This window comes from Noviherbaspirillum agri (assembly GCF_054780595.1).
In genome coordinates this window covers 468,131-492,151 of sequence record NZ_BAAGWA010000001.1, presented here as the reverse complement: position 1 = coordinate 492,151, position 24,021 = coordinate 468,131, and the positions used below count along the sequence as shown (strand labels likewise).

Here is a 24,021-nt window from a genome sequence, read left to right as displayed (position 1 = left end):
TATGATTTCCAAGCTCGAAACAGCGGCCCAACCCGACAACCTGCGCCGCGTCGCCATCGAACCGGTGTCGCGCGTGGAAGGCCACGGCAAGGTCACGATCCTGCTTGACGACAACAACGAAGTGCACCAGGTGCGCCTGCACATCGTCGAGTTCCGCGGATTCGAAAAGTTCATCGAAGGCCGCCCCTACTGGGAAGTGCCGGTCATGGTGCAGCGCCTGTGCGGCATCTGCCCGGTCAGCCACAACCTGGCGGCCTCCAAGGCGCTCGACCTGATCGTCGGTGCCAAGCAGATCACGCCGGCCGCCGAAAAGCTGCGCCGCCTGATGCACTATGGCCAGATGCTGCAGTCCCATGCGCTGCACCTGTACCACCTGTGCTCGCCGGACCTGCTGTTCGGCTTCGACAGTGATGTCACGCTGCGCAACATCGTCGCGGTCGCGCGCCAGTATCCGGATACGGCCAAGCGCGGCATCCTGTTGCGCAAGTATGGGCAGGAAGTGATCCGCATGACGTCCGGCAAGCGCGTGCACGGCACCGGCTGCATCCCCGGCGGCATGAACAAGTCGCTCAGCATCGAGGAACGCAATGCACTGAAGAAGGACATCGACGACATCGTTGCCTGGGGCGTCGAATCGGTGAAGATGGTGAAGGACCTGCACCGCCAGAATCCGGGCCTGTATGACCATTTCGGCACTTTCCGTTCCGGCATGATGTCGCTTTCCGGCAAGGGCGGCGCGCTCGATTTCTATGACGGCGCGTTGCGGGTACGCGACGACAAGGGCGCGATCCTGTTCGACAACGTGAACTTCCAGCAGTATGAAACGCTGATCGAGGAAGAGGTCAGGCCGTGGAGCTACATGAAGTTCCCTTACCTGAAGTCGATCGGCCCGGAGAATGGGTGGTATCGCGTCGGCCCGCTGTCGCGCATCCAGAACTGTGATTTCATTTCCACACCGCTGGCCGAGGCAGAGCGCAAGGAATTCATTGCCTATTCGGAAGGACCGATCCACGCGCCGCTCGGCTACCACTGGACGCGCATGATCGAGCTGCTGCATGCGGCCGAGGTTATCCGCGACCTGCTGGATGACGCGGACCTGCTGAGCCAGGACCTGGTGGTCAAGGGCGAGCGCGCGCATGAGGGCGTCGGCGTCATCGAAGCGCCGCGCGGCACGCTGTTCCATCACTACCAGGTCGACGACAATGACCTGGTCACGATGTGCAACCTGATCGTGTCGACCACCAACAACAACCAGGCAATGAACGAGTCCATCCGCACGGTGGCCCGCCAGTACCTGAACGGCAAGCAGATCACGGAAGGCCTGCTCAACCATATCGAGGTCGCAATCCGCGCCTTCGATCCCTGCCTGTCCTGCGCCACGCATGCGCTTGGCAAGATGTCGCTGACGGCTGAACTGGTCGATGTCGAAGGCAAGCTGGTGCACAGCCTGACACGCGAATAAGGGTTGGCGGTGGAAAACGATACGCGTCCTGCTCCCACCCTCATCATCGGCTACGGCAATCCCAGCCGTGGCGATGATGCGCTCGGACCTATGACCATCGAGGCTGTCGAACGTCTTGCGGCAGAGCATCCCGAATGGGGCGAGGTCGAAGTCCTGACGGACTTCCAGCTGCAGGTCGAATTCGTCACGGACCTCGTGGGGCGCGAGCGCATCGTGTTCATCGATGCGGCGGCAAGCGGTCCTGAGCCGTGCTCCATCGAACCGCTGCAGGCCGAGCGTGATGCCTCGTTCACGTCCCATGCGGTATCCCCGGCCAGCCTGCTGGCGGCCTTCAGTAGTTTTCAGGGTGAGGATGCGCCGCCAAGTTACCTGCTTGGCATCCGGGGCTACGCCTTCGAACTTGGTGCGCCGCTGTCGGCAGGCGCGCAATGCAACCTTGACGCTGCACTCGCGATGCTGGAACAATGGCTGGCCGCACAATGTGCAGCGCCCTACGATGCCTGAATGACAACAATTGGCGCAGCGTACTGCGCGGCGAATTAATCCCCATCTCCACGCAGCTGTTGTCCGACCACGATGATCAACGAGCAATCCCCCGCCGATACCGCGATGCGCTTGCGCGTGCATGTGCGCGGCCAGGTGCAGGGTGTCGGCTTCCGGCCTTTCATCTACCGACTTGCGGCCGGCATGTCATTGAGCGGCTGGGTGCGCAATGTCGGTGCGGGCGTTGAGATCGAAATCGAGGGTGCGCATGTCGATATCGACGCATTCGTGCATCGGCTGCGCAGCGAGGCACCGCGTGCGGCACGGATCGAACACCTTTCCAGCGCCGCGATCGATCCGGAAGGCAGTGGCGAACCGTTCCGCATCATCCTCAGCACCGACGACGCCACCAGCACCTCGATCGCACCGGACAGCGCGCTGTGCGATGACTGCATTGCCGAAATCTGCGATCCAGCCAATCGCCGCTACCGCCATCCGTTCACCCATTGCATTCAGTGCGGCCCGCGCTACACGATTACCGCGCGCCTTCCTTACGACCGCGCCAACACCAGCATGGCGGCCTTTGAGGAATGCCCTGCCTGCCGCGAAGAACGGGAATTGCCGAATGAGCGCCGGTTCCATGCACAGACCAATGCCTGCCGCGATTGCGGGCCGCGCCTGTGGCTCGCCGACAGCAGTGGCAAGGAGCCGCATGAAGGTGACGTGATCGCCGCAGCACTCGCGCGCTTGCTGCGCGGTGAGATCCTCGCGATCAAAGGTCTGGGCGGCTACCACCTCGTGTGCGACGCACGCAATGCCGATGCGGTGCGCATGCTGCGCGAGCGCAAGGCACGCGAGGAGAAGCCCTTCGCCATCATGCTGGCAAGCTTGGTATCGCTGGACGAGTTTGTTACTTGCAACGAGGAGGATGCGGCCCTGCTCAACTCGCCGCAGCGCCCGATCGTGCTGCTGCCGAAGCGTGCCGGCTGTGACGATAAGCTGGCCGGCATTGCGCCCGGCCTTGCCTCGCTGGGCGTCATGCTGCCCTGTACGCCGATCCAGTACCTGCTGTTCCACGAAGCCGCTGGTCGCCCGGACGGCAGCAATTGGCTCGAGAGCCCGCAGCCATTGGCACTGGTAATGACGAGCGCCAATCCGCATGGCGAGCCACTGGTCACTGGCAATGAACAGGCACTGGAACAACTGGCTGACATCGCGGATGCCTTCCTGATGCATGACCGTGACATCCTGATCCGCTGCGACGACAGCGTGATCCGCCCCACGGCTGCCGGACGCGCACCGCAATTCGTGCGGCGTGCGCGCGGTTATGTGCCGACGCCGATTGCACTGGGAATCGAAGGCGCTCCCGGTCTTGCCGTCGGCCCTTACCTGAACAACACGATCTGCGTCGCGCGCGCGGGCGAGGCATTCGTGTCGCAACACATCGGCGATCTCGACACGCGCGCCACCTGCGAGAGCTTTGATGCGACCGTTGCCCATCTGCTCGACATCCTGCAGGTAGAGCCGCAATGGGTGGCTGCCGACCTGCACGAGGATTTCTACAGCACGCGCTTTGCCCGCGCCTTCGCCGCCGAGCGGGGATTGCCGGTGATTGAGGTGCAGCACCATCACGCCCATATCGGTGCCGTGATGGCGGAACATCGCTTGTCCGGTCCCGTGCTTGGCGTTGCACTCGACGGTTTCGGTCTTGGCAGCGACGGTGCTGCGTGGGGCGGCGAATTGCTGCTGGTCGATGGAGCTAGCTCGCAACGTGTCGGGCATCTGCTTCCCCTGCGCCTGCCCGGTGGGGACCGCGCCGCACGCGAGCCGTGGCGCATGGCCGCCGCCGCGTTGTTCGACCTCGGCCGCCATGGCGAAATCGTCGGCCGCTTTGGTGCTCAAGCGGCAATGATCGGCACCATGCTGGAGAAAGGCCTGAACACGCCTGCGACCAGCAGCGCCGGCCGCCTGTTCGATGCAGCTGCCGGCCTGCTCGGCATCAAGCCGGTGACGAGCTTCGAAGGACAGGCTGCAACCATGCTGGAGGGACTGGCGACTGCTTACGGCCCGGTCGATCCCATGCCGCATGGATACAGCGTTGATGGCATGACGCTCAACATGCTGCCCCTGCTCGGGCGTCTCGCGGATATCCGGGATGTCGGCCACGCGGCGGCGCTGTTCCATGCGACCGTCGTTGCGGCGCTTTCCGACTGGATTCAGCGCGCCGTTGCAGCGCATGGCGTTGGCACGATTGCTTTTGGCGGCGGCTGCTTCCTCAATCGCATCCTCAGCAATACCTTGCGCGCGAAGCTGGAAGCGCAGGGCATTCGTGTTATCGAATCGGCACTGGTGCCGCCCGGCGATGGCGGCGTGAGCCTTGGGCAGGCCTGGGTGGCACTGCATTCCGCACGGGCGTAGCACGTTCTTTCGATCGCTATCTGTTCTGAAATTTTTCCACCCGGCTCCAATGCACCGTGGCGACGCTCCACGCATTAGACCAATATCAACAGTACGTTCTGTTGGCGCGTAAGGTTTCAATCAACCGATTGCTTTATCCCCCTGCGCGCGTAGCATCTTTTCAAAATACTCAACAACGAAAAGGTGCGCGATGGAGACTAGCAAACCCTGGGTGAAGGACTATCCGGCCGGTGTGCCCGCCGAGATCAGCACGGGCATTTACCGTTCGGTGAACCAGCTTTTCGAGACGGCGTGCCGCAAGTACAAGGACCTGCCGGCCTTCACCAACATGGGCCAGGCGATGAGCTATGCCGAGCTTGACCAGCAGTCTGCGCATTTCGCGACCTTCCTGCGTTCGCTTCCCGGCATGAGCCAGGGCGAGCGCGTCGCCATCATGCTGCCCAACCTGCTGCAATACCCGGTCGCGCTCTTTGGTGTCCTGCGAGCCGGGCTGGTGGTGGTCAGCGTGAATCCGCTCTATACCGAACGCGAGCTGGAGCACCAGCTGAAGGACTCCGGTGCGCGAGCAATTCTCGTGCTGGAGAACTTTGCGTCAAAGGTGCAGAACGTGATGGCAAGCACCGACCTGCGGCATGTGATCGTGACGCAGGTCGGCGACATGTTTGACCTGCCCAAACGCCTGCTGATGAACATGGCGGTACGCCATGTGAAGAAGATGGTGCCGCCATGGAAGATCGATAAGGCAATGCAGTTCCGCCAGTCGATTCTTCTGGGCCAGAAAATGCGCCGCCCCGACATCAAGGTGAAGTCTTCCGACATCGCCTTCCTGCAGTACACAGGCGGCACCACCGGTGTATCGAAAGGCGTGATGCTCACGCATGCCAATGTCGTCGCCAATGTGCTCCAGTGCAGCGCATGGATCGGCAAGACACTGCGAGTGCGGCAGGAAGTGGTGCTCACGCCGCTGCCGCTGTATCACGTCTTTTCGCTGGTCGCGAATTGCCTCACTTTCATGCCGCTCGGCGGACTGAATGTGCTGATCACCAATCCGAAGGATTTGCCTGCGTTCGTGAAGACGATGCGGACCTATCCGTGGACCGTGATGACCGGAGTCAATACGCTCTATAACGCGCTATCCAATACACCGGGCTTCAACCGCGAGTGCTCGCGCGCGGCAAAGCTCGCCATCGGCGCGGGTGCGGCGATGCTGCGCCCCGTGATGGAGCGCTGGACGGGCATGACCGGCGTGCCGATGGTGGAAGGCTACGGTCTCAGCGAGGCGACGGCGGGCGTGTGCATTAATCCGCTCGACCGCACGCGCATCGGCACGGTCGGCATCCCGCTGCCATCGACGGAAGTGCGGATATGCCGCGACGATGGCAGCAAGTGTCCTCCCGGCGAGCCGGGAGAAATCGTCGTGCGCGGCCCGCAGGTGATGAGAGGTTACTGGCGCCGCCCGGAAGAAACGGCCGAAGTCCTGTCCCATGATGGCTGGTTGAAGACCGGCGACATTGGCACCATGGACGAGAACGGCTGGGTCACGATCACCGACCGCAAGAAGGACATGATCATCGTGTCCGGCTTCAACGTCTATCCCGCAGAAATCGAGGCGGTCGTGTCGACTCATCCCGGCGTGCTGGAAGCTGCCGCTATCGGCATCGCGGATTCGCATTCCGGCGAAGCGGTCAAGCTCTTTGTCGTGCCGCGCGACCCGACGCTGACCGCAGAAGACCTGCTCGCGCATTGCGGAACCAACCTCACGCGTTACAAGATCCCGAAGCACATCGAGTTCCGCGCCGAACTGCCGAAGACGCCGATCGGCAAGATACTGCGCCGGGCATTACGTGATGCTGCGCCGCATTAAGGGCAGCGGACGCCTGCTGCGCAGCCCCCTTTACGCGCGAGCCAATGACGGAAGCAAAGGCCACTTCTTTTCTGGAGCACACAGGTCCGTCAATGAACTGATCGGGAAAATACCCTTGGTAATCAAGCCAGCGGCCAATGCACCGCACATGAAGGCACCGCGCCCTCGCCCGACCTTGCGCTCACCATCCGCGACGACAACCTGATTGCGATGCTCAAGGGAGGGTTAAGGCGACGCTGAAACTCGAAGGCGCCATGATGCTGGCGCAGCGCCTGCCGAATATGTTCGATACAAGCAGGCCGGCATAAATCTTTTCACTGCAATCCGGCTGTTGCGCCGGACTGCAGATCTGCTTCCACACCGCTCCCGCACACGTTGCAACTCTGATACTTTGCCGCCGCCGAAGCGGCTCTCCCATATTTTCGGGATGGCGCTGCGTCGAGGACTGCGCTTACCATCTTGCCTGACAGACATTGACCGTCACGCAGTCAGGCATCCCCGCTGTCAGATGAGAATAGATAGCCTTCACGGAAGGATGGTCCCTGCCTTATGTCGGCTCACATTCAGGATGCCCGTTCCCATACGCGCTGATCACCTCGCTTGCTTTCAGGACGCGGGGGAGCATACGCTCCTTCGTGCCGAGGAGCCCGGCAGGCGCGGACGGGAAGTAATGCCGTCCCGCGTCTGGATAACAAGAAGGAAAACCAATGAACCGCTACGTCTACGAAGGCCTCATCGGCCGGCTCGAAGCACAGGCAGAGCACAGCCCGGCGCTCTTCCGCACCAAGGTCCTGATGATCAGCGGCGCCGCTTATCTCGCGCTTTTCGCTTCGCTGGCCGGGATTGCGGCGTTCATCTACTTTGCCTTCCACTGGGCACGCGAAGGGCATCGCGGCAGCATCATCACCATCGCACTGTTCGGTTTCTCGATGATCCCGATCTTCTTCGTCGTGCTGCGGATGTTCTTCATGCGGCTTCCTCCGCCGGAGGGAAGGACGATCACGCGCGAAGAGGCGCCCCGGCTTTTTGCCGTGCTCGATAAGATGCGGCGCAAACTCAACGGACCGCCGGTACATCATGTGCTGATCGACGACCGGTACAACGCCGCCGTATCGCAGCTTCCGCGCTGGGGCTTCTTTGGCGGCCATACCAACTATCTGATGCTCGGCCTGCCCTACATGCTCGGCGTGCCGGCCAATGAAATGCTTGCGACCGTCGCGCACGAATACGGGCACATTTGCGGCAACCACGGCAAGCTGGGCGCCTGGGTGTATCGGCAACGGCGAACCTTCGGCGCCCTGTACCAGCAGGTTGCGGATGATCGCGACAACAGTGTTGCGCACGGTCTCTTCGCATCGGCGCTCGACTGGTTCATGCCCTACTACAACGCCTATACCTTCGTGCTGTCGCGGCAGAACGAATATGAGGCCGACCGCACTGCCACGCAGCTTGTCGGCGCAGAAGCGAATGCCACCGGACTGATCCGCGATGCGCTGCTGGGGCGCTGGTTTCACGAATCGTTCTGGTCCGCCGTCTACAGAGAAGTCGACACTGCGCCCCGCCCCGCGATGCTGCCGTATGCATCGATGCGCACAGCCTTCCGCATCTCGTATCCGGAGTGGGCAACCAAGGAGCGCCTGTCAGAAGCATGGCGCGAGCAGTCCGGCCTGCTCGATACGCATCCCGCCCTGCGCGACCGGGTCGAAGCGACTGGCGAGGCGCTGAAGATGCCTGACCCGATCACCACTACGGCTGCAGAGGCATTGCTCGGAGCAAGGATGACCAGGCACCTGATCGAGGAATTCGATCAGGCATGGTGGGCAAAAGAGAGCAAGGAATGGGAACGGCGCCATCGCCATGCGGTGCGGTCGAAGCAGCGGCTGCGGGAGCTGTTCACGCCGCAATGGCAAAACCTCCCGCCGCATGAGCTCCAGGAGCTGGCCTTGCTGAAAGCAGAATTCGATGCGCCGCAGGAAGCGAAACCGGTGCTGGAATACCTGATGGCGCAGCCCGGTGGGCCTTTTCCGAAGGCAGCCTATGTGTACGGCCGCATTCTCCTCGACGAGGACGACGAGCGCGGACTGAAGTACCTCAGGACGGCAGCCGAAAAAGATCGCAGCCTGCTGGAAAGCGCGGCAAACGCCGGCTACGACTACCTGCTTGAAAAGTGCGGGGAACCGGCAGCGCAATACTGGTGGGAGGAACTGGTGCCGCTGGAGCGGAAAGCGGCGTGATCGTGGCGTAGAATGCGCGACTTGCCGCCCTGCCCCGTGAATGATGTCCATGCTGACCTGCCGACCAGTCGAGAGCAAAGACCTCCCTTCTATATGCGCCTTTCCGCGCGATGAAGATGAACTGTTCTTCATGTATCCGAAGGCTGTTTTTCCTTTGACGCCGGACCAGCTGCAACAGTCGATCGCCGCACGCCGCGATTCCACCGTAGCGGAACTTGGCGGTGAGCTGGTTGCTTTCGCCAATTTCTATCGTTGGGGTGAAGAAGGCTGCGCCATCGGGAATGTGATCGTTTCACCATCGGCGCGGGGAAAAGGCGTTGCACGCTACCTTGTGGCACACATGGTGGAGCTCGCCTTCTCGACATACAGCGCGAAGGAAGTGAGCGTTTCCTGCTTCAATGAGAACGTGGCGGGGCTCCTGCTCTATCCCAGGCTGGGTTTTGCTCCCTATGCTGTCGAGGAGCGGAAAGACAGGAACGGCAAGCGGGTCGCGCTCATTCACATGCGCATCGGGCGGGACACGCGGAAGCCGGAATAATCAGCGACTGCCAAAGTTGCTATTCCTTTCATATATCGACCGCTGCAGAGCCTCCCTGCCGAACCCGCAACCGCCGCGGCGCCTCCCGTGGCGGGCTCGATACGCGATTCACCACTTGTTCGCAAATTTAAGATTCATCTTAAATGAATCTTATGGTAGAGTTTCCCCTACCGAAATCAGCCCCCTTATCCAGGAAGGATCAATATGAAATCTGAAACTCTCGAATTGACTCAAGCTTTGGACGAAGCCGCCGCGATGGTGATTGCGCGCGTCCTGAAATCGGTGAACGGCGTCAGCAAGGTTGCCATTTCCACGACCAACGCCAGCGTCGCCGTCGATTTTGACGACGAACTCACCTCCACCCAGGAAATCCGCACCGTCCTCAAGCAGGCCGGCGTTGGCCTCAAGAAAGCGGCTGGCGAAGCCGGCATGTGCTGCGGTAGCTGCGGCAGCTAAACACCTTTGGCGTGTGCACCATGTGACGCTGTCATCGTGGTGCATCTGCCGCAATGCTCGCGCAACACGCCGTTTCGGTTGTGCGAGCAATATCCCCACCATGGTTTTTCTCGATATCGAATGACCGTACAACGCCCGTTCTGCGTTGCGAACTTCGACGATGGCGCTTGTCCAAAAGACCTCCATCCGTTTGCAGCAAGGAACAATTCTCTCGGGAGCAAGAAATGAAACGTCTGGAAGGTAAAGTCGCCGTCGTCACCGGCGCAAGCAGCGGCATTGGCCGCACGATCGTTGAACGCTTCGTCGCTGAAGGTGCAAAGGTTGTCGCATTTGCACGCAACAACGATGGGCTGCAATCCCTTGTCGCAGCCAGTCCTGACCATGTCCTCGCCGTCACCGGCGACGTCACCCGGCACGAAGACCTTGAGCGCCTGCTGAAGGCCACCGTCGACAAGTTTGGCGCTATTGACATTCTCGTACCCAATGCGGGAATCGCGCGCGTCGTGTCGTTTGAGGACAGCAACGCCAAGGCATTCATGGAGCAGTTCTCGGTGAACCTGTTCGCTGCGGCCGAAACCGCGCGCCTGTTCGTTCCGCATATCCGCAAAGGCGGCTCGATCCAGTTCATCACCACCTTCCTGACGCAGGTCGGTTTCCCCGGCCTTGCGATCTACAGCGCCAGCAAGGCAGCGCTCAAGTCCCTGTCGCAAACGCTGGCCGCGGAACTGGCGCCCAAGGGCATCCGCGTGAATTCCATCGCGCCGGGACCGATCGCCACGCCGTTGTGGGGAACGGTCGGCCTGCCGCCGGAAACGCTGGCGGCGGTCGGTGAAAAAATCACTTCTCGCCTGCTGCCGGGCGCTTTCGGACAGCCGGAAGACATTGCGGAAACATCGGTTTTCCTCGCATCGGATGCGGCGAAGAACATTTATGGTCAGGAAATCGTGGTGGACGGCGGCTATACCGTCGGATAAGCAGTCGGACAAGCAGTCGGATAAGTCAACAAGACGAATTCTCCGAGCTTATAAATGGAGCAACCGGACGCATCACGCGTTCCGGATTGCTCCATTTTTTCGGCCATCATTTTCTTTCGTGCATGCGGTCAGGAACGCAACTCGACCGTATCGCCAACGGAGATATCGATCAGCAGGCGCCCCGGCGATACCTGGTCACCGACGCAGACGAGCAGCTCCTTCACCTGTCCGTCCACCTGCGCAATCACGCCGTGCTCCATCTTCATCGCCTCGATCACCATCAGCACCTGGCCGATCTTCACCTCGACGCCTTCCTCCACATGCACGGCCACCACCTGCCCGTTCATCGGTGCGGTGATTCGTCCGCTGCCCGCGCCACGCCGGTCGCTCTTGCCTGGGGCATAAGTCGTATCCAGGACCGAATGCTCAACCCCATCCAGGCAAAAGTGCAGGACTGATGCCTCGTGCGCATAAGCGAGTTTTCGGCTCATTCCATTCACAACCATGGTCAGTTCGTGCGAGCGAGCGTCGACGATGTTCATGCAAACGGTCTCGCCGTCCACCTCCGCCTGCCATGTGCTGGCCGGCAGCGTCGTCAACTGTGCCGAGACCGTTTCACCATCCAGCTCGAAGGAGCGTTGTTGCGGATACGGCACGCTGCTTGACCAGCCGCAGAGCTCTGCGGGATAGCGCGGTCTTTCCTGCTCCAGCTGATGAAATGCCAGCAAGGCGGCAGCCATGGCGCGCGTCAGCGCATCTGCCTTCCCGGACGTGCGCTCCGAAGACGGAAACCAGGCGTCGATGAACGCTGTCGTCGCCTGTCCCGCTTCAAACGCCTGATGATTCACGCAACGTGACAGGAATTGCCGATTGCTCTTCACGCCGAGCAGCACGCAATCTTCCAAACCGCGCGCCAGTCTGCGCAAAGCGTCCTCCCTGTCGTGGCCATGTGCAATAAGCTTGGCCACCATCGAATCGTAGTACGGCGGAATCGACAGTCCGTCCTCCAGTGCATGGTCGCAGCGCAACGCAGACGGTGGACGCCAGCATGCAACGACTCCGCTCTGCGGCAGGAATCCCTGCTGCGGGTCTTCCGCGCACAGCCGCACTTCAACGGCATGTCCGCCGCTGGCAAGCCGGGCATCGATTTCCGCTTGCGTCAGCGGAAGACAGCCGCCTTGCGCCACGTGCAATTGCCACTCGACCAGATCCACACCAACGACCGCTTCGGTGACGGCATGCTCCACCTGCAGGCGGGTATTCATCTCCATGAAATAGAAGTTGCCATCGCGGTCCAGCAGGAATTCCAGCGTGCCGGCGCCGATATAACCGATTGCCTTGGCCGCAGCAACCGAGACCTCTCCCATGCGCGCACGCAGGGACGGCGTGATCGCAGGCGACGGCGACTCTTCGATCAGCTTCTGGTGGCGCCGCTGCACCGAGCAATCCCGCTCGCCGAGATGCACGACATTTCCCTGCGTGTCTGCAAACACCTGGATCTCGATATGGCGCGGCTCGACAATGGCCTTTTCGAGGATCACTTCCGCACTGCCAAATGCGCTCTCCGCCTCCGACCGTGCCGAGCGCAGCGCAGCAGGGAAATCCTCCTCCCTATCCACTCTGCGCATGCCGCGCCCGCCGCCACCGGCAGCCGCCTTGATCATGACCGGGTAGCCGATCAGCGCCGCCTCTTCCTGCATGCGCGATTCGGACTGGTCCGACCCCTGATAGCCGGGCACGCAGGGCACACCTGCATCCATCATCAGGCGTTTTGCGCCGGCCTTGTTGCCCATTGCATGGATGGCATCCGCAGGTGGCCCGACAAAGACCAGCCCGGCCTCGGTGCAGGCACGAGCGAACTCCGCATTCTCGGCAAGAAAACCGTAGCCCGGATGAACCGCGTCCGCCCCGGACCGGCGCGCGGCATCGATCAATGCGGGAATGTTCAGATAAGAAGCCGAAGGCTGCGATCCGCCGATATGCACGGCGGCATGCGCAGCGCGGACGTGCAACGCGTTTTTGTCCGCATCCGAATATACGGCGACGGTACGGAATCCAAGCCGGTGCGCCGTGCGCATGATGCGCAGTGCGATTTCCCCGCGGTTGGCAATCAGTACCGTCTGAAAGCGCCGGCCGTTCATTTCTTTTTGCCCGGCAGGATGTTCATGTACTTGCAGATGATGCCAAGCATGACTTCATCCGCACCGCCGCCAATCGACGTCAGTCGGCCGTCACGGAAAAAGCGCGATACCGGGTTTTCCCAGGTATAACCCATGCCGCCCCAGAACTGCAGGCAGCTATCCGGCACGAGGCGCGCAAGACGCCCGGCCTTGAGCTTGGCCATCGAGGCCAGTTCGGTCACGTCCTGCCCCGCGATGTACAGTTCACAGGCGCGGTGCACCAGCGCGCGCAGGCACTCGACCTCCGTCTTGAGCTCCGCCAGCTTGAAATGGATCCACTGGTTGTCGATCAGGCGCATATCGAATGCCTTGCGCTCCTTCGCGTATTCGATGGTGAGGTCGATGCAGTTCATCATCGCCTGTGTCGCATTCGCGGCGCCCCACATGCGCTCTTCCTGGAACTGCAGCATCTGGTAGATGAAGCCCTGCCCTTCTTCGCCGATGCGGTTGCGCTGCGGCACGCGCACTTCGTCAAAGAAGATCAGGCCGGTATCCGACGAATTCATGCCGATCTTCTTGATCTTCTTCGCCACCGACACACCGCGCGTCTTCATCGGCACGATGATCAGCGACTTGTTACGGTAGCGCCCGTCATCGGAGGTATTCGCAAGCAGGCAGATCCAGTCAGCCTGCAGGCTGTTGGTGATCCACATCTTGCTGCCGTTGATGACGTAGTCGTCGCCATCCTTGCGTGCTGTAGTCTTGATTGACGCGACATCGGAGCCCGCACCGGGCTCGGATACGCCGACGCAAGCAACCGCTTCGCCGCTGACTGCCGGCGTCAGGAATTCGTGACGCAAGGCATCCGAGCCGAAGCGCGCCAGTGCCGGCGTTGCCATGTCGGTCTGCACGCCGATCGCCATCGGCACGCCGCCGCAGCGGATATGACCGAGCGCTTCGGCCATCGCTACGGAATAGGAATAATCGAGCCCCATGCCGCCGAACTCCGCCGGTTTCGACACACCGAGAAAGCCCTGCTCGCCCATCTTCCGGAACAATTCCTTCGCAGGGAAGATTTCCGCCGCCTCCCATTCATCGACGAAAGGATTGATCTCGTTGTCGATGAAGCGCTTCACGTTGCGTTGCAGCTCCTGGTGTTCGTGGGTGAATTGCATGCTTGTCTCCTGTGTATTGTTCTTGGCTTGAGAAGTACTTAGGGCCTTGCGATGGCGAACTGGATTGGATTGACGGTGCGCCTGCGCGCCTCGTCGCACACCGACAGCACGAATGCCAGCACCTTGCGCGTATCGCGCGGATCAATCACGCCGTCGTCGAGCAGGCGCGCGGAGATATGCGAGGCGCTGGTCTGTTTTTCGAAGGTGTCGATCACCATCAGGCGCATCGCGTCGATGGAGTTGCGGTCCACCTCCAGCCCCTTGCGGCGCATGCTGCCTTCCATCACGATCGCCATCGTGTTGGCCGCCTGTTCCGGCCCCATTACGGCGGTGCGGGCGTTCGGCCAGGTGAAGCAGAAATCCGGAAAGAATCCGCGCCCCGACATGCCGTAATTGCCCGCGCCGAACGAAGCACCGCAATGGATAGTGATGCGCGGCACTGTCGCATTCGACATCGCCTGGATCATCTTCGAACCGTGCTTGATCATGCCGGCCTGCTCCGATGCCTTGCCGACGATGAAGCCGGTGGTGTTCTGCAGGTACAGCAGCGCCGTGCCGGACTGGCAGCAAGCCTGGATGAAATGCGTTGCCTTGGTCGCGCCGGCCGGATCCAGCGGCCCGTTGTTGGTAATGATCCCCACCGGCATGCCGCAAATGGCCGCATGTCCGGTCAGCGTTGCCGGTCCGTAATCCGGCTTGAATTCAAGGAAGTCCGAACCGTCGACGATGCGTGCGATGACTTCGCGCATGTCGAGCGGCTTCTTGTGGTCCATCGACGCGATGCCGAGCAGCTCTTGCGCGTCATACAGCGGCGGGCTGAATTCGCGCTGCAAGGGCGGCATGTCGCGATTCCATCCGAGTGCGGCGACCAGCTCGCGCGCGATGCGCACCGCATCGGCATCATCTTCGGCAAGGTATTCGGCAAGGCCGGATGTCGTGGCATGCATTTCCGCTCCGCCCAGTTCCTCCTCCGTTGCCACTTCACCGGTTGCCGCCATCAGCAACGGCGGCCCGGCAAGGAAGGCCTTCGCATGCTGGCGCACCATCACAACATAGTCGGACAGGCCGGGCATGTAGGCCCCGCCGGCCGTGCTCGGTCCGTGCACCACGCTGATCACCGGCAGGCCGGCAGCAGACAGGCGCGCCAGCCAGTAGAAGCCGCTGCCGCCGTAGATGAAGGTTTCCACCTTGTAGTTCAGCAGGTTTGCGCCCGCGCTTTCGACGAGGTGAATGAACGGCAGCTTCTGCGCCAGCGCGATCATCTGTGCACGCTGGAACTTCTCGATGCTCATCGCCTGCACCGCGCCCGCATCGATGCCGGCGTCGTCAACCACAATCATCACGCGCACGCCGCTGACGAAGCCGACTCCCGCCACCATGCCGCCGCCGGGAATCGACTTGGCCGGGTCGGGCTTGTCGAGGCAGTAGCCGGCAAGCGTCGACAGTTCAAGGAATGGCGCACCGGGGTCGAGCAGGCGTCCCAAACGATCGCGCGGCAAGAGTTTGCCTTTGCGTTCGAATCGTTCACGCGAGGCGGCGGACTTGTCGCGCGTGCGACGCTCCAGCGCGCGCAACTCTTCCACCTGCGCGAGCAAAGCGTCACGGTTCGACTGGAAGGCCGCACTCTGCGGCACGACGCGGGATTCAATGGCGGGCATCAGCTTCCCTTCCCTTGCTGCAGCACCTTGGGCATGCGCGCCAGGTGAAAGCCGTTGTACGGCGCCGTCTCGCGCTGTATCTCCATGGGGAAACCGGTTCGCACGTTCGGCCGCCCGCCGTCCACGCGCAATACGGTGCCGGTGATGAAGGACGCCGCTTTCGACAGCAGGAAGACGATGGCGGCGGAAATCTCCGCTTCCGTTGCCATGCGCTGCAAGGCCGTTTGTTTGCCGGCCTGCATGATCAGCTGGCGCATCTCCGGCGGATAGGCATCGAGCCCGGATGAGGCGACGTATCCCGGCGCCACGGCATTCACGCGGACACCGTACGTCGCCCATTCGAATGCAGCGGTTTCGGTGAAGTTCACCATGCCGGCGCGTGCGGCACCGGAGTGCCCCATGCCCGGCATGCCGCCCCACATGTCGGCAACAATGTTGACGATGGCGCCGCCGGTGCGCTGCATGGATTGCAGGAGGCATTCGCGCGCCATCAGGAAGCCGCCGGTGAGGTTGGTCTGCACCACGGCTTCCCAGCCCTTCTTCGAGATATCTCTTAACAGTGACGGAAACTGGCCGCCTGCATTGTTCACGAGCGCATCGATGCCGCCATGTGCCGCCACGATCTGCGCGACCGTGGCCTTCACGGCTTCCTCGTCGCGGATATTGCAGGGATGAACGCTGGCGCGGCCGCCGCTCTCGGCGATCTCGACGGCGACGGTCTCCAGCTTTTGCGACGTGCGGCCGACGAGCGCGACTGTCGCGCCAAGCGATGCCAGTTCATGCGCGGTGCAGCGTCCGATGCCGCTGCCCCCGCCGGTGACCACGACCGTCTGCCCATCAAACAGGCCGGGAGTGAATATTGAGCGATACATGGTTGTCTCCGTTATTGTCTGTACTCATTGTTATGCCCAGCTCAGCTGGCGCGCTGCCAGTTCCTTCAGCACGTCCTCGGCGCCGCCGCCGATCATGTTGACCTTTACTTCGCGGTAAATACGCTCGGATTTCGTGCCGCGCATGAAGCCCATTCCGCCGAGCAGTTGCACTGCGTTGTCGGCGCAGAACTGCATGGTTTGTGTGGCGAAGTTCTTCAGCATGCAGATCTGCGCAACCGGCGATTCGCCGCGCTCCAATCGCCCTGTCATGTCTTCGATCATTGCGCGCGTGGCTTCGACCCGCATGGCCATGTCGACCAGCTTGTGCCGTACGACCTGATGTCCGACGAGCGGCTTGCCGAAGGTGGTGCGTGCCTTTGCCCAATCCGACGCTTCATCGAGGCAGACGCGCGCAAAGCCATAGGCCTGCATTGCCAGCGCCAGCCGCTCTCGGTTGAAGTTCAGCATGAAGATCGGGAACGCGCAGTTCTCCGGACCCAGCAGGTTGGCCACCGGCACACGGCAGTGATCGAAATGCAGGTGCGCGGTATCGGAACACCACCAGCCCATCTTCTTCAGCGGCGTGCGCGTCAGTCCCGGCGTGTCGCCATCGACCAGCAGTGCGGATACCCCGGCAGCCCCCGGCCCTCCGGTGCGCGCGGCCACGGTGATGTAATCGGCCCGCATGCCGGACGTGATGAACGTCTTTTCGCCATTCAGTACGTAGAAGTCACCGTCACGCTCCGCGCGCAACCGCAGGCTGGCCACGTCAGATCCGCCCGAAGGTTCCGTCACGGCCAGTGCGCAGATTTTTTGCCCGCTCAGAATCTGCGGCAGCACGCGCGCCTTCAGCTCAGCCGAACCGCCGGCGACAATCGGCGGTGCACCGATCGTATGGCTGAACAAGGAAGCGAGCAGGCCGCCGCTTGCGGTGCGCGCCAGTTCCTCGACCATCACCATGCCGTAATAGAGGTCGCCCGGCGTGCCGCCGTATTCCTCCGGGAAGCCGAGACCGAGCAGTCCCAGTTCCGCGGCGTGGCGGTAGATAACACGCGGGAATTCACCGGCTTCATCCCACGCGTCCACATGAGGCAGCAACTCCTTGTCGACGAACCGGCGCACGGTGTCGCGGAATGCGCGGTGATCTTCGGTGCAGTATTGCGGTGATGGCGGCAGTGCCTGGTACATGGCTTCCCTTGAGGTGAACTGACGCGAGCATTAGCGCCCGGTCCAATTGGGCTTTCGCTTCTGCAGAAAGGAGGAAATCCCTTCCTGAAAATCTTCGGTCAAGGCAAACAGGCCGATCTGACTCTCGGTGAATGCCATGGAGGCCTCGAACGGCATGGCCTCGATCTGCTTGAGCGTGTACAGGCCGCGGCGGATGGCGGACGGCGACTTGTCGAGCATCCGGTTGAGCAGCCAGTTGAGCGTGGCATCGAGATCGTCTTCCGCAAGGTGATTCACAAGTCCGTACGAAAGCGCCTGACGCGCATCGAGCGGCTCGCCGGTGATGCACATTTCTGTCAGCACGCGACGCGGTACCTGGTGCTGCAGCACCGAGAGCACCTGCGCGGGAAACACGCCAACCTTCACTTCCGGCAGTCCGAACACGGCATCCTGGCTCGCCACTGCCAGGTCGCACATTGCGAGCAGGCCCATGCCGCCGGCGAGGCAGGCGCCATTGACTCGCGCAATCAGTGGCACTGTTGAACGCCGCGCCTGCCGCAGCAGGTCAGCCAGCCACTGATACGGTTGCGAATAGTCGAAACGAAAGGAAGGTTCCTGCAAATCCGCGCCGGAGCAGAATGCGCGTTCACCCGCGCCTGTCAGGACTATGGCACGCATGCCCTCTTCCCGGTTGGCGCGTTCCAGCGATTCGCGCAGTCCGTTGAGGACATTGGCGTTGATGGCATTGCGTCGCTCGGGCCGGTTGATCGTCAGCCACATCACACGGTCCCGCACGTCCACCAGCAGATCTTTCTCCAGCTCCTTGCTCATCCGGCCTCCATAGCACTGTCGTCCTGAAGCGATCACATCATCCGAACCCGTCCTCAGCGTTGCACCTCACATAGCGAAAGTGCTGCAGGGTCGAATCGATACTAAGTCAATCGCTTGCTTTACTCCATACGACGCAAGCACCGTTTGTCCTGCGTTTGACCGACTTATGATGTGCATCAATCGACCGCGCAGACATGCCACCCACCACCAATCTCCCGTACCGCGGGCGCATTGAGCGAAAACAAGCATCCGGTTGATTTCGGTTTTTGCGGCAACTTCCAATCAATCGGTTGCTTTACTATCAGCCGCATCAAGGCACACCGCCACATTCCACACGCCGACAGGAAGGACCGACCATGTCTGATAAAGCCATCATCACCTGCGCGCTCACGGGCGTACTGACGGATCCGGCGCAGCACCCCGTGCCCGTCACACCGGAAGAAATGGCGCGCGAAGCAAAAGCGGCGTTCGATGCGGGCGCGACCGTCATGCATGTGCACTTCCGTAGCCAGGAGCCCGGCATGGGCCGCTTTCCGTCATGGGAGCCGCAAGTGGCGCGCGATATTGCACAGGCGATCCGCGAAGCCTGCCCCGGCGTGATCTTCAACCAGTCGACCGGCGTGGTCGGGCCGGACATCAGCGGTCCTGTCGCGTGCATGAATGCGATCCGGCCCGAGATCGCGGCGTGCAATGCGGGCTCGCTCAATTACCTGAAGGCGACCTCTTCCGGAAAATGGGCCTGGCCGCCGATGCTGTTCGATAACAAGGTCGACAAGATCGACGCCTTCCTCGTCGCCATGCGCGAGGCCGGCGCCATGCCGGAGTTCGAATGCTTCGATGTCGGCATCGTGCGCTGCGTCGATATGTATGTGAAGACAGGCATGTACTCCGGCAATCCGCATTACAACTTCGTGATGGGTGTCGAATCCGGAATGCCGTCCGATCCGGCGCTACTACCCATCCTGACCGGGTTGATCCCAGCAGGATGCGACTGGCAGGTCACCGCGATTGGGCGTGCTGAAATCTGGCCGCTGCACCAGCGTGCCGCAGACCTCGGCGGCCATCTGCGCACCGGACTGGAGGACACGTTCTACCTGCCGGATGGCACGCGCGCCACCTCCAATGCGCAGCTCATCGAAGCGATCGCCGCCTGCGCGCGCAAGGCAGGCCGTGACATCGCGGATGTTCACGAGGCGCGGCAGAGGATGGGTCTCGCTGCATATGCGGCGTAAGCATGCAGCGGATAGGTCGCGAGAATCAGGAGACGAAATGAAAGCTGCAAAGGAAGCGCCCGTAACTGCCAAGGCGGCTCGGACGCGCGGGGACAAGAATGCCGTGCCCACACGTGCAAGCAACGGCAACGGACTCACGCAACTGGAGGAAGACAGCCGCCGCAGCGAGCTGATTGCCAAATCAGCGAAGCTGTTCCGCGAGAAAGGTTATGACAGGACCACCGTGCGCGACATTGCCGCCGCAGTCGGTATGCAGGCCGGCAGCTGGTTCTACCACTTCAAGTCTAAGCAGGAAATCCTCGTCGCGGTGATGGAACAGGGCATGGCACGCTCGCTGCAGGAGATCGAGGACATTTCCGCACGATCGCTGCCGCCGCGCGATGCGTTCCGTGCGCTGGTGCTGACGCACCTGAAGACGCTGCTTGCCCCGCACAATGACTTCATACCAGTGCTGCTGTATGAGGCGCGCTCCCTCGATGAGGAATCGCGAGCAAAGATCATCGCGATGACCGACCGCTATGAGGCGGTGTGGGATGAAGTGATCGATGCGCTGCAGCAGTCCGGCGACTGGGTTGCGCCCACGAAACTGGACCGGCTGTTCCTGTTTGGGGCGCTGAACTGGACCGCGCAGTGGTATCGTCCCGGCGCCGGCATTACGCTGGAAGACCTCGCCGACCAGGCAGTGCAGTTCTTGTTGCGCACACCGGAGGCATCGCGCAGCACCAAAATCGAAAGAAAGAAACCAGCCGCGGCTGTCGCCGGAAAGCGGCGCTGACCGGGATCAGCAGCCGAGCTGCTCGGCAAGATCGAGGATGCTCTTCGCGTGCAGTGTATTGGCCGGATCGGGAGAGACGTCTTTGAGACGTGTACTGCCGAACTCCGACGCACGTTCGATATAGCCTGTCTTCAAGCCGCAGGCGCGCGCCCCAGCGAGGTCGTCCTGGTGCGCCGCCGCCAGCATCACCTCTTCCGGTGCGACATCGAAGATCTGTGCCACGCCGAGATAGGCCGCCGGATCGGGTTTGTATGCACGGAACACTTCCGCGGACAGGATGCAGTCCCATGGCAGGCCCGCATGCTTGGCCATGTCGGCCAGCAGGCCGATGTTGCCGTTGGAGAGCGTGCACACCATGTAACGCGATTTCAGGCGCGTCAATCCTTCGACACTGTCCGGCCATGCATCGAGCCGGTGCCAGACCTTGTTCAGGTGCTTTTTCTGTTCCTCAGTCAGCGACGTGATGCCAAACCGCAGGAGGATGTCATCCAGGATCATGCGGTGCAGCTCATCGATTTTCTTCCAACCCAGCTCACCCGACATCACGCGCTGCATCGCCGGCTTGTAACCGTCGCGCCATGCCAATGCAAATGTGCTGCCGTCCACCGGCAAGTCCATGGCGTCGATTTCACGCGCGATGCTGCCGTGCCAGTCCACGACCGTGCCAAACACGTCAAAGGCAATTACCTTGATGGATGCAGCAAGATCAGCGGCCATGTGTCGTCTCCTCTTTGTTGGAATGTGTGCATCATTCTAGGCTGTGTTTGACAAGTGTAGCGAGCGGTTCGGAGTGGTGTCGAGGAGCGCACGCGTACGACTGGTACGCCGAGCACCGCAGACATCAATTCGGGCCGCGCAGTAGCTTGTCAAACACGGCCTAGGCGAACCGGCCACCGCACGACGGCGTGCAGCTCAAATGAAAACAGGCTCCTTCCATCACTGGAAGAAGCCTGCATCAGAACGGCCGTCGGGAATCAGGAAAGCGTTCTGCAGAAGTGCTCAGTGGTCATGACCATGGCCTTTGTCCCTTCCTTTTCCTTCCTTGCCTTTGTCCTTGCCCCTGCCTTTGTTGTCATCCGGGCCATGCCCCTTCTTTCCGTGCTTCGATGGCGCTGCGTGCGAGCCATAGACATAGCCAGGCTCGTACTCTGCGGATTTCACGAAATAGACCGGCCGACCGCATGCATTGTATTTCCCACAATGTTTACCCCAGTTCTTTGCGTGACCGGGAGGCACATGCAGGTAAATCGGTGCCAGCGGCCGTGGTTGCTGCGCAATGATCACCGGCTGTGCATAGACCACCGGTGGCGGCGCATTGCCGATGCTGACACGGCCATAGACACCGGGCGCGACTTCCCCGGAAACGGTGACCCCCACCGCAACATCGGTGGCAAGGGCCGTCCCCTGCATGAAAAAGAAGGCTGCGGTTGCGGCGAATAGAGTGCGCATGAATTCTCCTGTGGCTCCTGTGGTGATGGGCATTTCGCTTCCGTCGCCAGCACGGCACCGTGCGGCGACATTTTCATTATGACAACGCGATGCGCCGGCGTGACGCCTTTGCAATGCCGGGATACTTGTCTTCGCGCAAGCTTCTCAAAAAAGTAAAGGCGAGGCAAACGGGAAGCCCGTTTTGGCGCTATCCGCGTGAAGACTGTGCGACAAAAACGACACCCTGCCGCAGTCGCGAACGCAAAGCAGCCATCGGAGGTGGCCAGAGCTGTAAAGAGGCGGCCGGAGGTGGCGGGCAGACCAACAAAAGATTCATTCGCTCTGCATGTTATGCCACAATGTCGGTCGCCGGGCGCCTGTGCGCCGGCATTGCAGCCCTTACGCGGGATACGTGGCTCAGGCCGACGTTGCCGCGTCAATCAATGCATGGGCTTTTTGTATTTGGATTCAGCGACAAGGAAGAATGATGCAATCAGAAACTTTTCAATTCATCGCCGCGACCACCCCGGACTCCATGGCCGAAGCGGCACGGGTTCTCAGCAGCGTCAATGGCGTCAGCAATGTCACGCCCTCAATCCTGCGCAATGAACTGAATGTGCAATTCGACGCGAACCTGGCGTCGAAGCAAAGCCTGCAGGTTGTGCTGGCCGATGCCGGTTATGCAGTCCAGACCGGCCCGCGCAAGGGTGGTGGTGGATGTGGCGGCGGTGGTGGCTGCACCTGCGGCTGACCATGACAGTCGTGCCGTCTGCGCCGGGGTTCTATCAAGCTGAGAAATCGCGCAACGTGCAGTAACCGTATGATGCGGCCTGCGCACTGCCCCTGCAGCAGCATGACGGCCCGACCGTTGAACATTCCAACATAACCCGCAACGCGCAATCTGTGCGTTGCGGTGTCACACTGCCCCACCCGCTTTCCCGCCCGGGAGAGCCGCTATCTGCGCGTCTATCTGAGCTTCTTGGCGCAGGATCTCCCTACATGTCGGAACTCAGATGCTTGATCGGCTCGCTCCGGTGGTCCTGCAGTTTGTCCTTGTATCGAATGACCTGCCGGTCCAGCTTGTCGAACAGGAGGTCAATGGCCGCGTAGAGATCTTCGGCATATTGGTCCATATGAAAAACCTGCCCCTTCACCCGCAGGTTGACTTCCGCCCTCTGGCGCTTATCCTTCTGCGCAGGCTGCTCGACTCCGAGAATGACCGCAATGTCGATGATCTGATCGAAATGGCGAATGACCCGGTCAGCCTTTTTCTCCACGTAGTCCCGGAGTGCGGGGCTGATATCAACATGATGTCCGCTAAGCAAAAGATTCATCTACGTACCTCCTTCATACGACGTTGTGCCCGCTCTGCAGCAAGGTGAATTGCGCCGCAAGCTGCGTACCGGGCTGGTTAAGATCTGACGCATAAGCATGCATTCGGTTCGCTGTATGCCGGCCGTGCCGGCGCAGGTGCGGGGGTTGATGCCGCGTCCACGCCCGACCATGGCGGTACAGCGCCGGAATGGGTAAATGGAAGAGTGCCAGCCGCCACATCTGGTGCTCCGGCACAGGCTGGCGGGCATGAGGGTGGAAGCGTTCCCTGCACTTTGCATAATTTTCAGTGAAGATTCCCGTGCCGCATTGCATCGAAGCTCATGTCGAACCAGTCGATCTCGTCCCCATTCTCGAAAAACACAGTGCCGAAGGTTTCTTCGTGGATGTACGGGACGACGATGTCATACACGGTGTTTGCCACAGCCAGGGTGGGAGCATAAATGGCCAGCGAACCGATTATCCATCGAGGGTGATTGTTTTCGCCTGACATGTTCGTTACCTCGCGCAGATCAAGATACCGGTCACTCATGATCGATTCGAGAAGCAAGAATGCGGCGAGGTAGCACCCAGTTTCTTTCGAAGTCTTCAGTCCTCCATCCCCTTCCACTTCTACGTGTCCGAAAACGGAGAGACTGCCGGACGAAACCGACTCTCAGCATTACCTGTCTAGCCCCTATTCGTCCTTATAGCGCCCTTATAGAAATTCATGCAGGACCGGCTTCGGTGAATGCATGGTCTTTGGGTCGATACAGAACTTGTTTGGCGGATGTTGCCGTGCTGCTCGATGTCTTCGCGCCCATTTCAACCTCGTGAATGTTTCCGTCTGGTTTAGATAGACGCAGCTCGAGATGGTTTCGCAGGGCTCCGCCTTGGAAAAGGTTTTTGCCGACCATTGAACATGGGGCGCAGTGTTCCCGCGTCGCAGGCGTGCGGGCGTTTCCGCCCCATGCCGCAATCGTCTGTCCCGAGAAATCAAGCACTAGTTACAGGCTGAGTCGC

The 24,021-nt window shown here is 61.2% G+C and carries 21 protein-coding genes; 11 read left to right on the top strand and 10 right to left on the bottom strand.

Features of this window, described 5'->3' with window-relative positions; all coding sequences use genetic code 11:
- Position 1: 1 nt before the first annotated feature.
- The 8 genes from ACYVIA_RS02115 (at position 2) to ACYVIA_RS02080 (ending at position 10,429) form a co-directional block, all read left to right on the top strand.
- Positions 2-1,462 carry a Ni/Fe hydrogenase subunit alpha gene (locus tag ACYVIA_RS02115; protein ID WP_460837423.1) on the top strand — a complete coding sequence of 487 codons (1,461 nt, stop codon included), beginning with the start codon at positions 2-4 and terminating at the stop codon, positions 1,460-1,462.
- 9 nt (positions 1,463-1,471) lie between these two features.
- Positions 1,472-1,966, top strand: coding sequence for a hydrogenase maturation protease (locus ACYVIA_RS02110; RefSeq protein WP_460837420.1), 495 nt, complete (start codon positions 1,472-1,474; stop codon positions 1,964-1,966).
- Positions 1,967-2,038: 72 nt separating this feature from the next.
- Positions 2,039-4,363 carry a carbamoyltransferase HypF gene (gene hypF, locus ACYVIA_RS02105; protein ID WP_460837418.1) on the top strand — a complete coding sequence of 775 codons (2,325 nt, stop codon included), beginning with the start codon at positions 2,039-2,041 and terminating at the stop codon, positions 4,361-4,363.
- A 190-nt stretch (positions 4,364-4,553) separates the two neighbouring features.
- Positions 4,554-6,227, top strand: a complete 1,674-nt coding sequence (locus ACYVIA_RS02100) for an AMP-binding protein (protein WP_460837417.1) — start codon at positions 4,554-4,556, stop codon at positions 6,225-6,227.
- Between the two features lie 707 nt (positions 6,228-6,934).
- Positions 6,935-8,461 (top strand): M48 family metallopeptidase, encoded by a 1,527-nt coding sequence (locus tag ACYVIA_RS02095; RefSeq protein ID WP_460837415.1) that lies wholly within the window; start codon positions 6,935-6,937, stop codon positions 8,459-8,461.
- Positions 8,462-8,510: 49 nt separating this feature from the next.
- Complete coding sequence (locus ACYVIA_RS02090) at positions 8,511-8,999, top strand: GNAT family N-acetyltransferase (RefSeq protein WP_460837413.1); 489 nt, start codon at positions 8,511-8,513, stop codon at positions 8,997-8,999.
- 204 nt (positions 9,000-9,203) lie between these two features.
- On the top strand, positions 9,204-9,455 hold the full coding sequence (locus tag ACYVIA_RS02085; RefSeq protein ID WP_460837412.1) for a hypothetical protein: 252 nt from the start codon (positions 9,204-9,206) through the stop codon (positions 9,453-9,455).
- 224 nt (positions 9,456-9,679) lie between these two features.
- Positions 9,680-10,429: an SDR family NAD(P)-dependent oxidoreductase gene (locus ACYVIA_RS02080; protein WP_460837410.1), complete on the top strand. Its 750-nt coding sequence runs from the start codon at positions 9,680-9,682 to the stop codon at positions 10,427-10,429.
- Positions 10,430-10,557: 128 nt separating this feature from the next.
- Here the strand turns inward: ACYVIA_RS02080 and ACYVIA_RS02075 are convergent, their stop codons facing one another.
- The 6 genes from ACYVIA_RS02075 to ACYVIA_RS02050 are packed head-to-tail and all read right to left on the bottom strand — an operon-like array spanning position 10,558 to position 18,252.
- Positions 10,558-12,570, bottom strand: coding sequence for an acetyl/propionyl/methylcrotonyl-CoA carboxylase subunit alpha (locus ACYVIA_RS02075; RefSeq protein ID WP_460837409.1), 2,013 nt, complete (start codon positions 12,568-12,570; stop codon positions 10,558-10,560).
- A complete protein-coding gene (locus tag ACYVIA_RS02070) occupies positions 12,567-13,724 on the bottom strand; it encodes an acyl-CoA dehydrogenase family protein (RefSeq protein WP_460837407.1) in 1,158 nt (385 codons plus the stop codon). The genes ACYVIA_RS02075 and ACYVIA_RS02070 overlap by 4 nt, the downstream gene beginning before the upstream one ends.
- A 38-nt stretch (positions 13,725-13,762) precedes the next feature.
- Positions 13,763-15,382: an acyl-CoA carboxylase subunit beta gene (locus ACYVIA_RS02065; RefSeq protein WP_460837406.1), complete on the bottom strand. Its 1,620-nt coding sequence runs from the start codon at positions 15,380-15,382 to the stop codon at positions 13,763-13,765.
- Complete coding sequence (locus ACYVIA_RS02060) at positions 15,382-16,254, bottom strand: SDR family oxidoreductase (protein ID WP_460837404.1); 873 nt, start codon at positions 16,252-16,254, stop codon at positions 15,382-15,384. Before ACYVIA_RS02060 ends, ACYVIA_RS02065 begins: the two co-directional genes overlap by 1 nt.
- A gap of 30 nt (positions 16,255-16,284) precedes the next feature.
- Entirely contained in the window at positions 16,285-17,442 is a 1,158-nt protein-coding gene (locus ACYVIA_RS02055; RefSeq protein WP_460837403.1) for an acyl-CoA dehydrogenase family protein, read from the bottom strand.
- A gap of 30 nt (positions 17,443-17,472) precedes the next feature.
- On the bottom strand, positions 17,473-18,252 hold the full coding sequence (locus ACYVIA_RS02050; RefSeq protein ID WP_460837401.1) for an enoyl-CoA hydratase/isomerase family protein: 780 nt from the start codon (positions 18,250-18,252) through the stop codon (positions 17,473-17,475).
- A gap of 356 nt (positions 18,253-18,608) precedes the next feature.
- Here ACYVIA_RS02050 and ACYVIA_RS02045 point away from each other — a divergent pair, with 356 nt between their 5' ends.
- Both ACYVIA_RS02045 and ACYVIA_RS02040 read left to right on the top strand, forming a co-directional pair.
- Positions 18,609-19,484 carry a beta-keto acid cleavage family enzyme gene (locus ACYVIA_RS02045; protein WP_460837399.1) on the top strand — a complete coding sequence of 292 codons (876 nt, stop codon included), beginning with the start codon at positions 18,609-18,611 and terminating at the stop codon, positions 19,482-19,484.
- Positions 19,485-19,521: 37 nt separating this feature from the next.
- Entirely contained in the window at positions 19,522-20,259 is a 738-nt protein-coding gene (locus ACYVIA_RS02040) for a TetR/AcrR family transcriptional regulator (RefSeq protein ID WP_460837397.1), read from the top strand.
- 6 nt (positions 20,260-20,265) lie between these two features.
- On the opposite strand, the gene ACYVIA_RS02035 is transcribed toward ACYVIA_RS02040, so the two are convergent.
- Together ACYVIA_RS02035 and ACYVIA_RS02030 are read right to left on the bottom strand one after the other, a co-directional pair.
- Complete coding sequence (locus ACYVIA_RS02035; RefSeq protein ID WP_460837395.1) at positions 20,266-20,976, bottom strand: haloacid dehalogenase type II; 711 nt, start codon at positions 20,974-20,976, stop codon at positions 20,266-20,268.
- A gap of 282 nt (positions 20,977-21,258) precedes the next feature.
- Positions 21,259-21,708: a hypothetical protein gene (locus tag ACYVIA_RS02030; RefSeq protein ID WP_460837394.1), complete on the bottom strand. Its 450-nt coding sequence runs from the start codon at positions 21,706-21,708 to the stop codon at positions 21,259-21,261.
- 463 nt (positions 21,709-22,171) lie between these two features.
- Between ACYVIA_RS02030 and ACYVIA_RS02025 the strand changes: the two genes are divergently transcribed.
- Positions 22,172-22,438: a hypothetical protein gene (locus ACYVIA_RS02025; protein WP_460837393.1), complete on the top strand. Its 267-nt coding sequence runs from the start codon at positions 22,172-22,174 to the stop codon at positions 22,436-22,438.
- A gap of 244 nt (positions 22,439-22,682) precedes the next feature.
- Here the strand turns inward: ACYVIA_RS02025 and hpf are convergent, their stop codons facing one another.
- Positions 22,683-23,021 carry a ribosome hibernation-promoting factor, HPF/YfiA family gene (gene hpf / locus ACYVIA_RS02020; protein ID WP_460837391.1) on the bottom strand — a complete coding sequence of 113 codons (339 nt, stop codon included), beginning with the start codon at positions 23,019-23,021 and terminating at the stop codon, positions 22,683-22,685.
- Positions 23,022-23,305: 284 nt separating this feature from the next.
- A complete protein-coding gene (locus ACYVIA_RS02015) occupies positions 23,306-23,551 on the bottom strand; it encodes a hypothetical protein (RefSeq protein ID WP_460837389.1) in 246 nt (81 codons plus the stop codon).
- Positions 23,552-24,021: the final 470 nt, after the last annotated feature.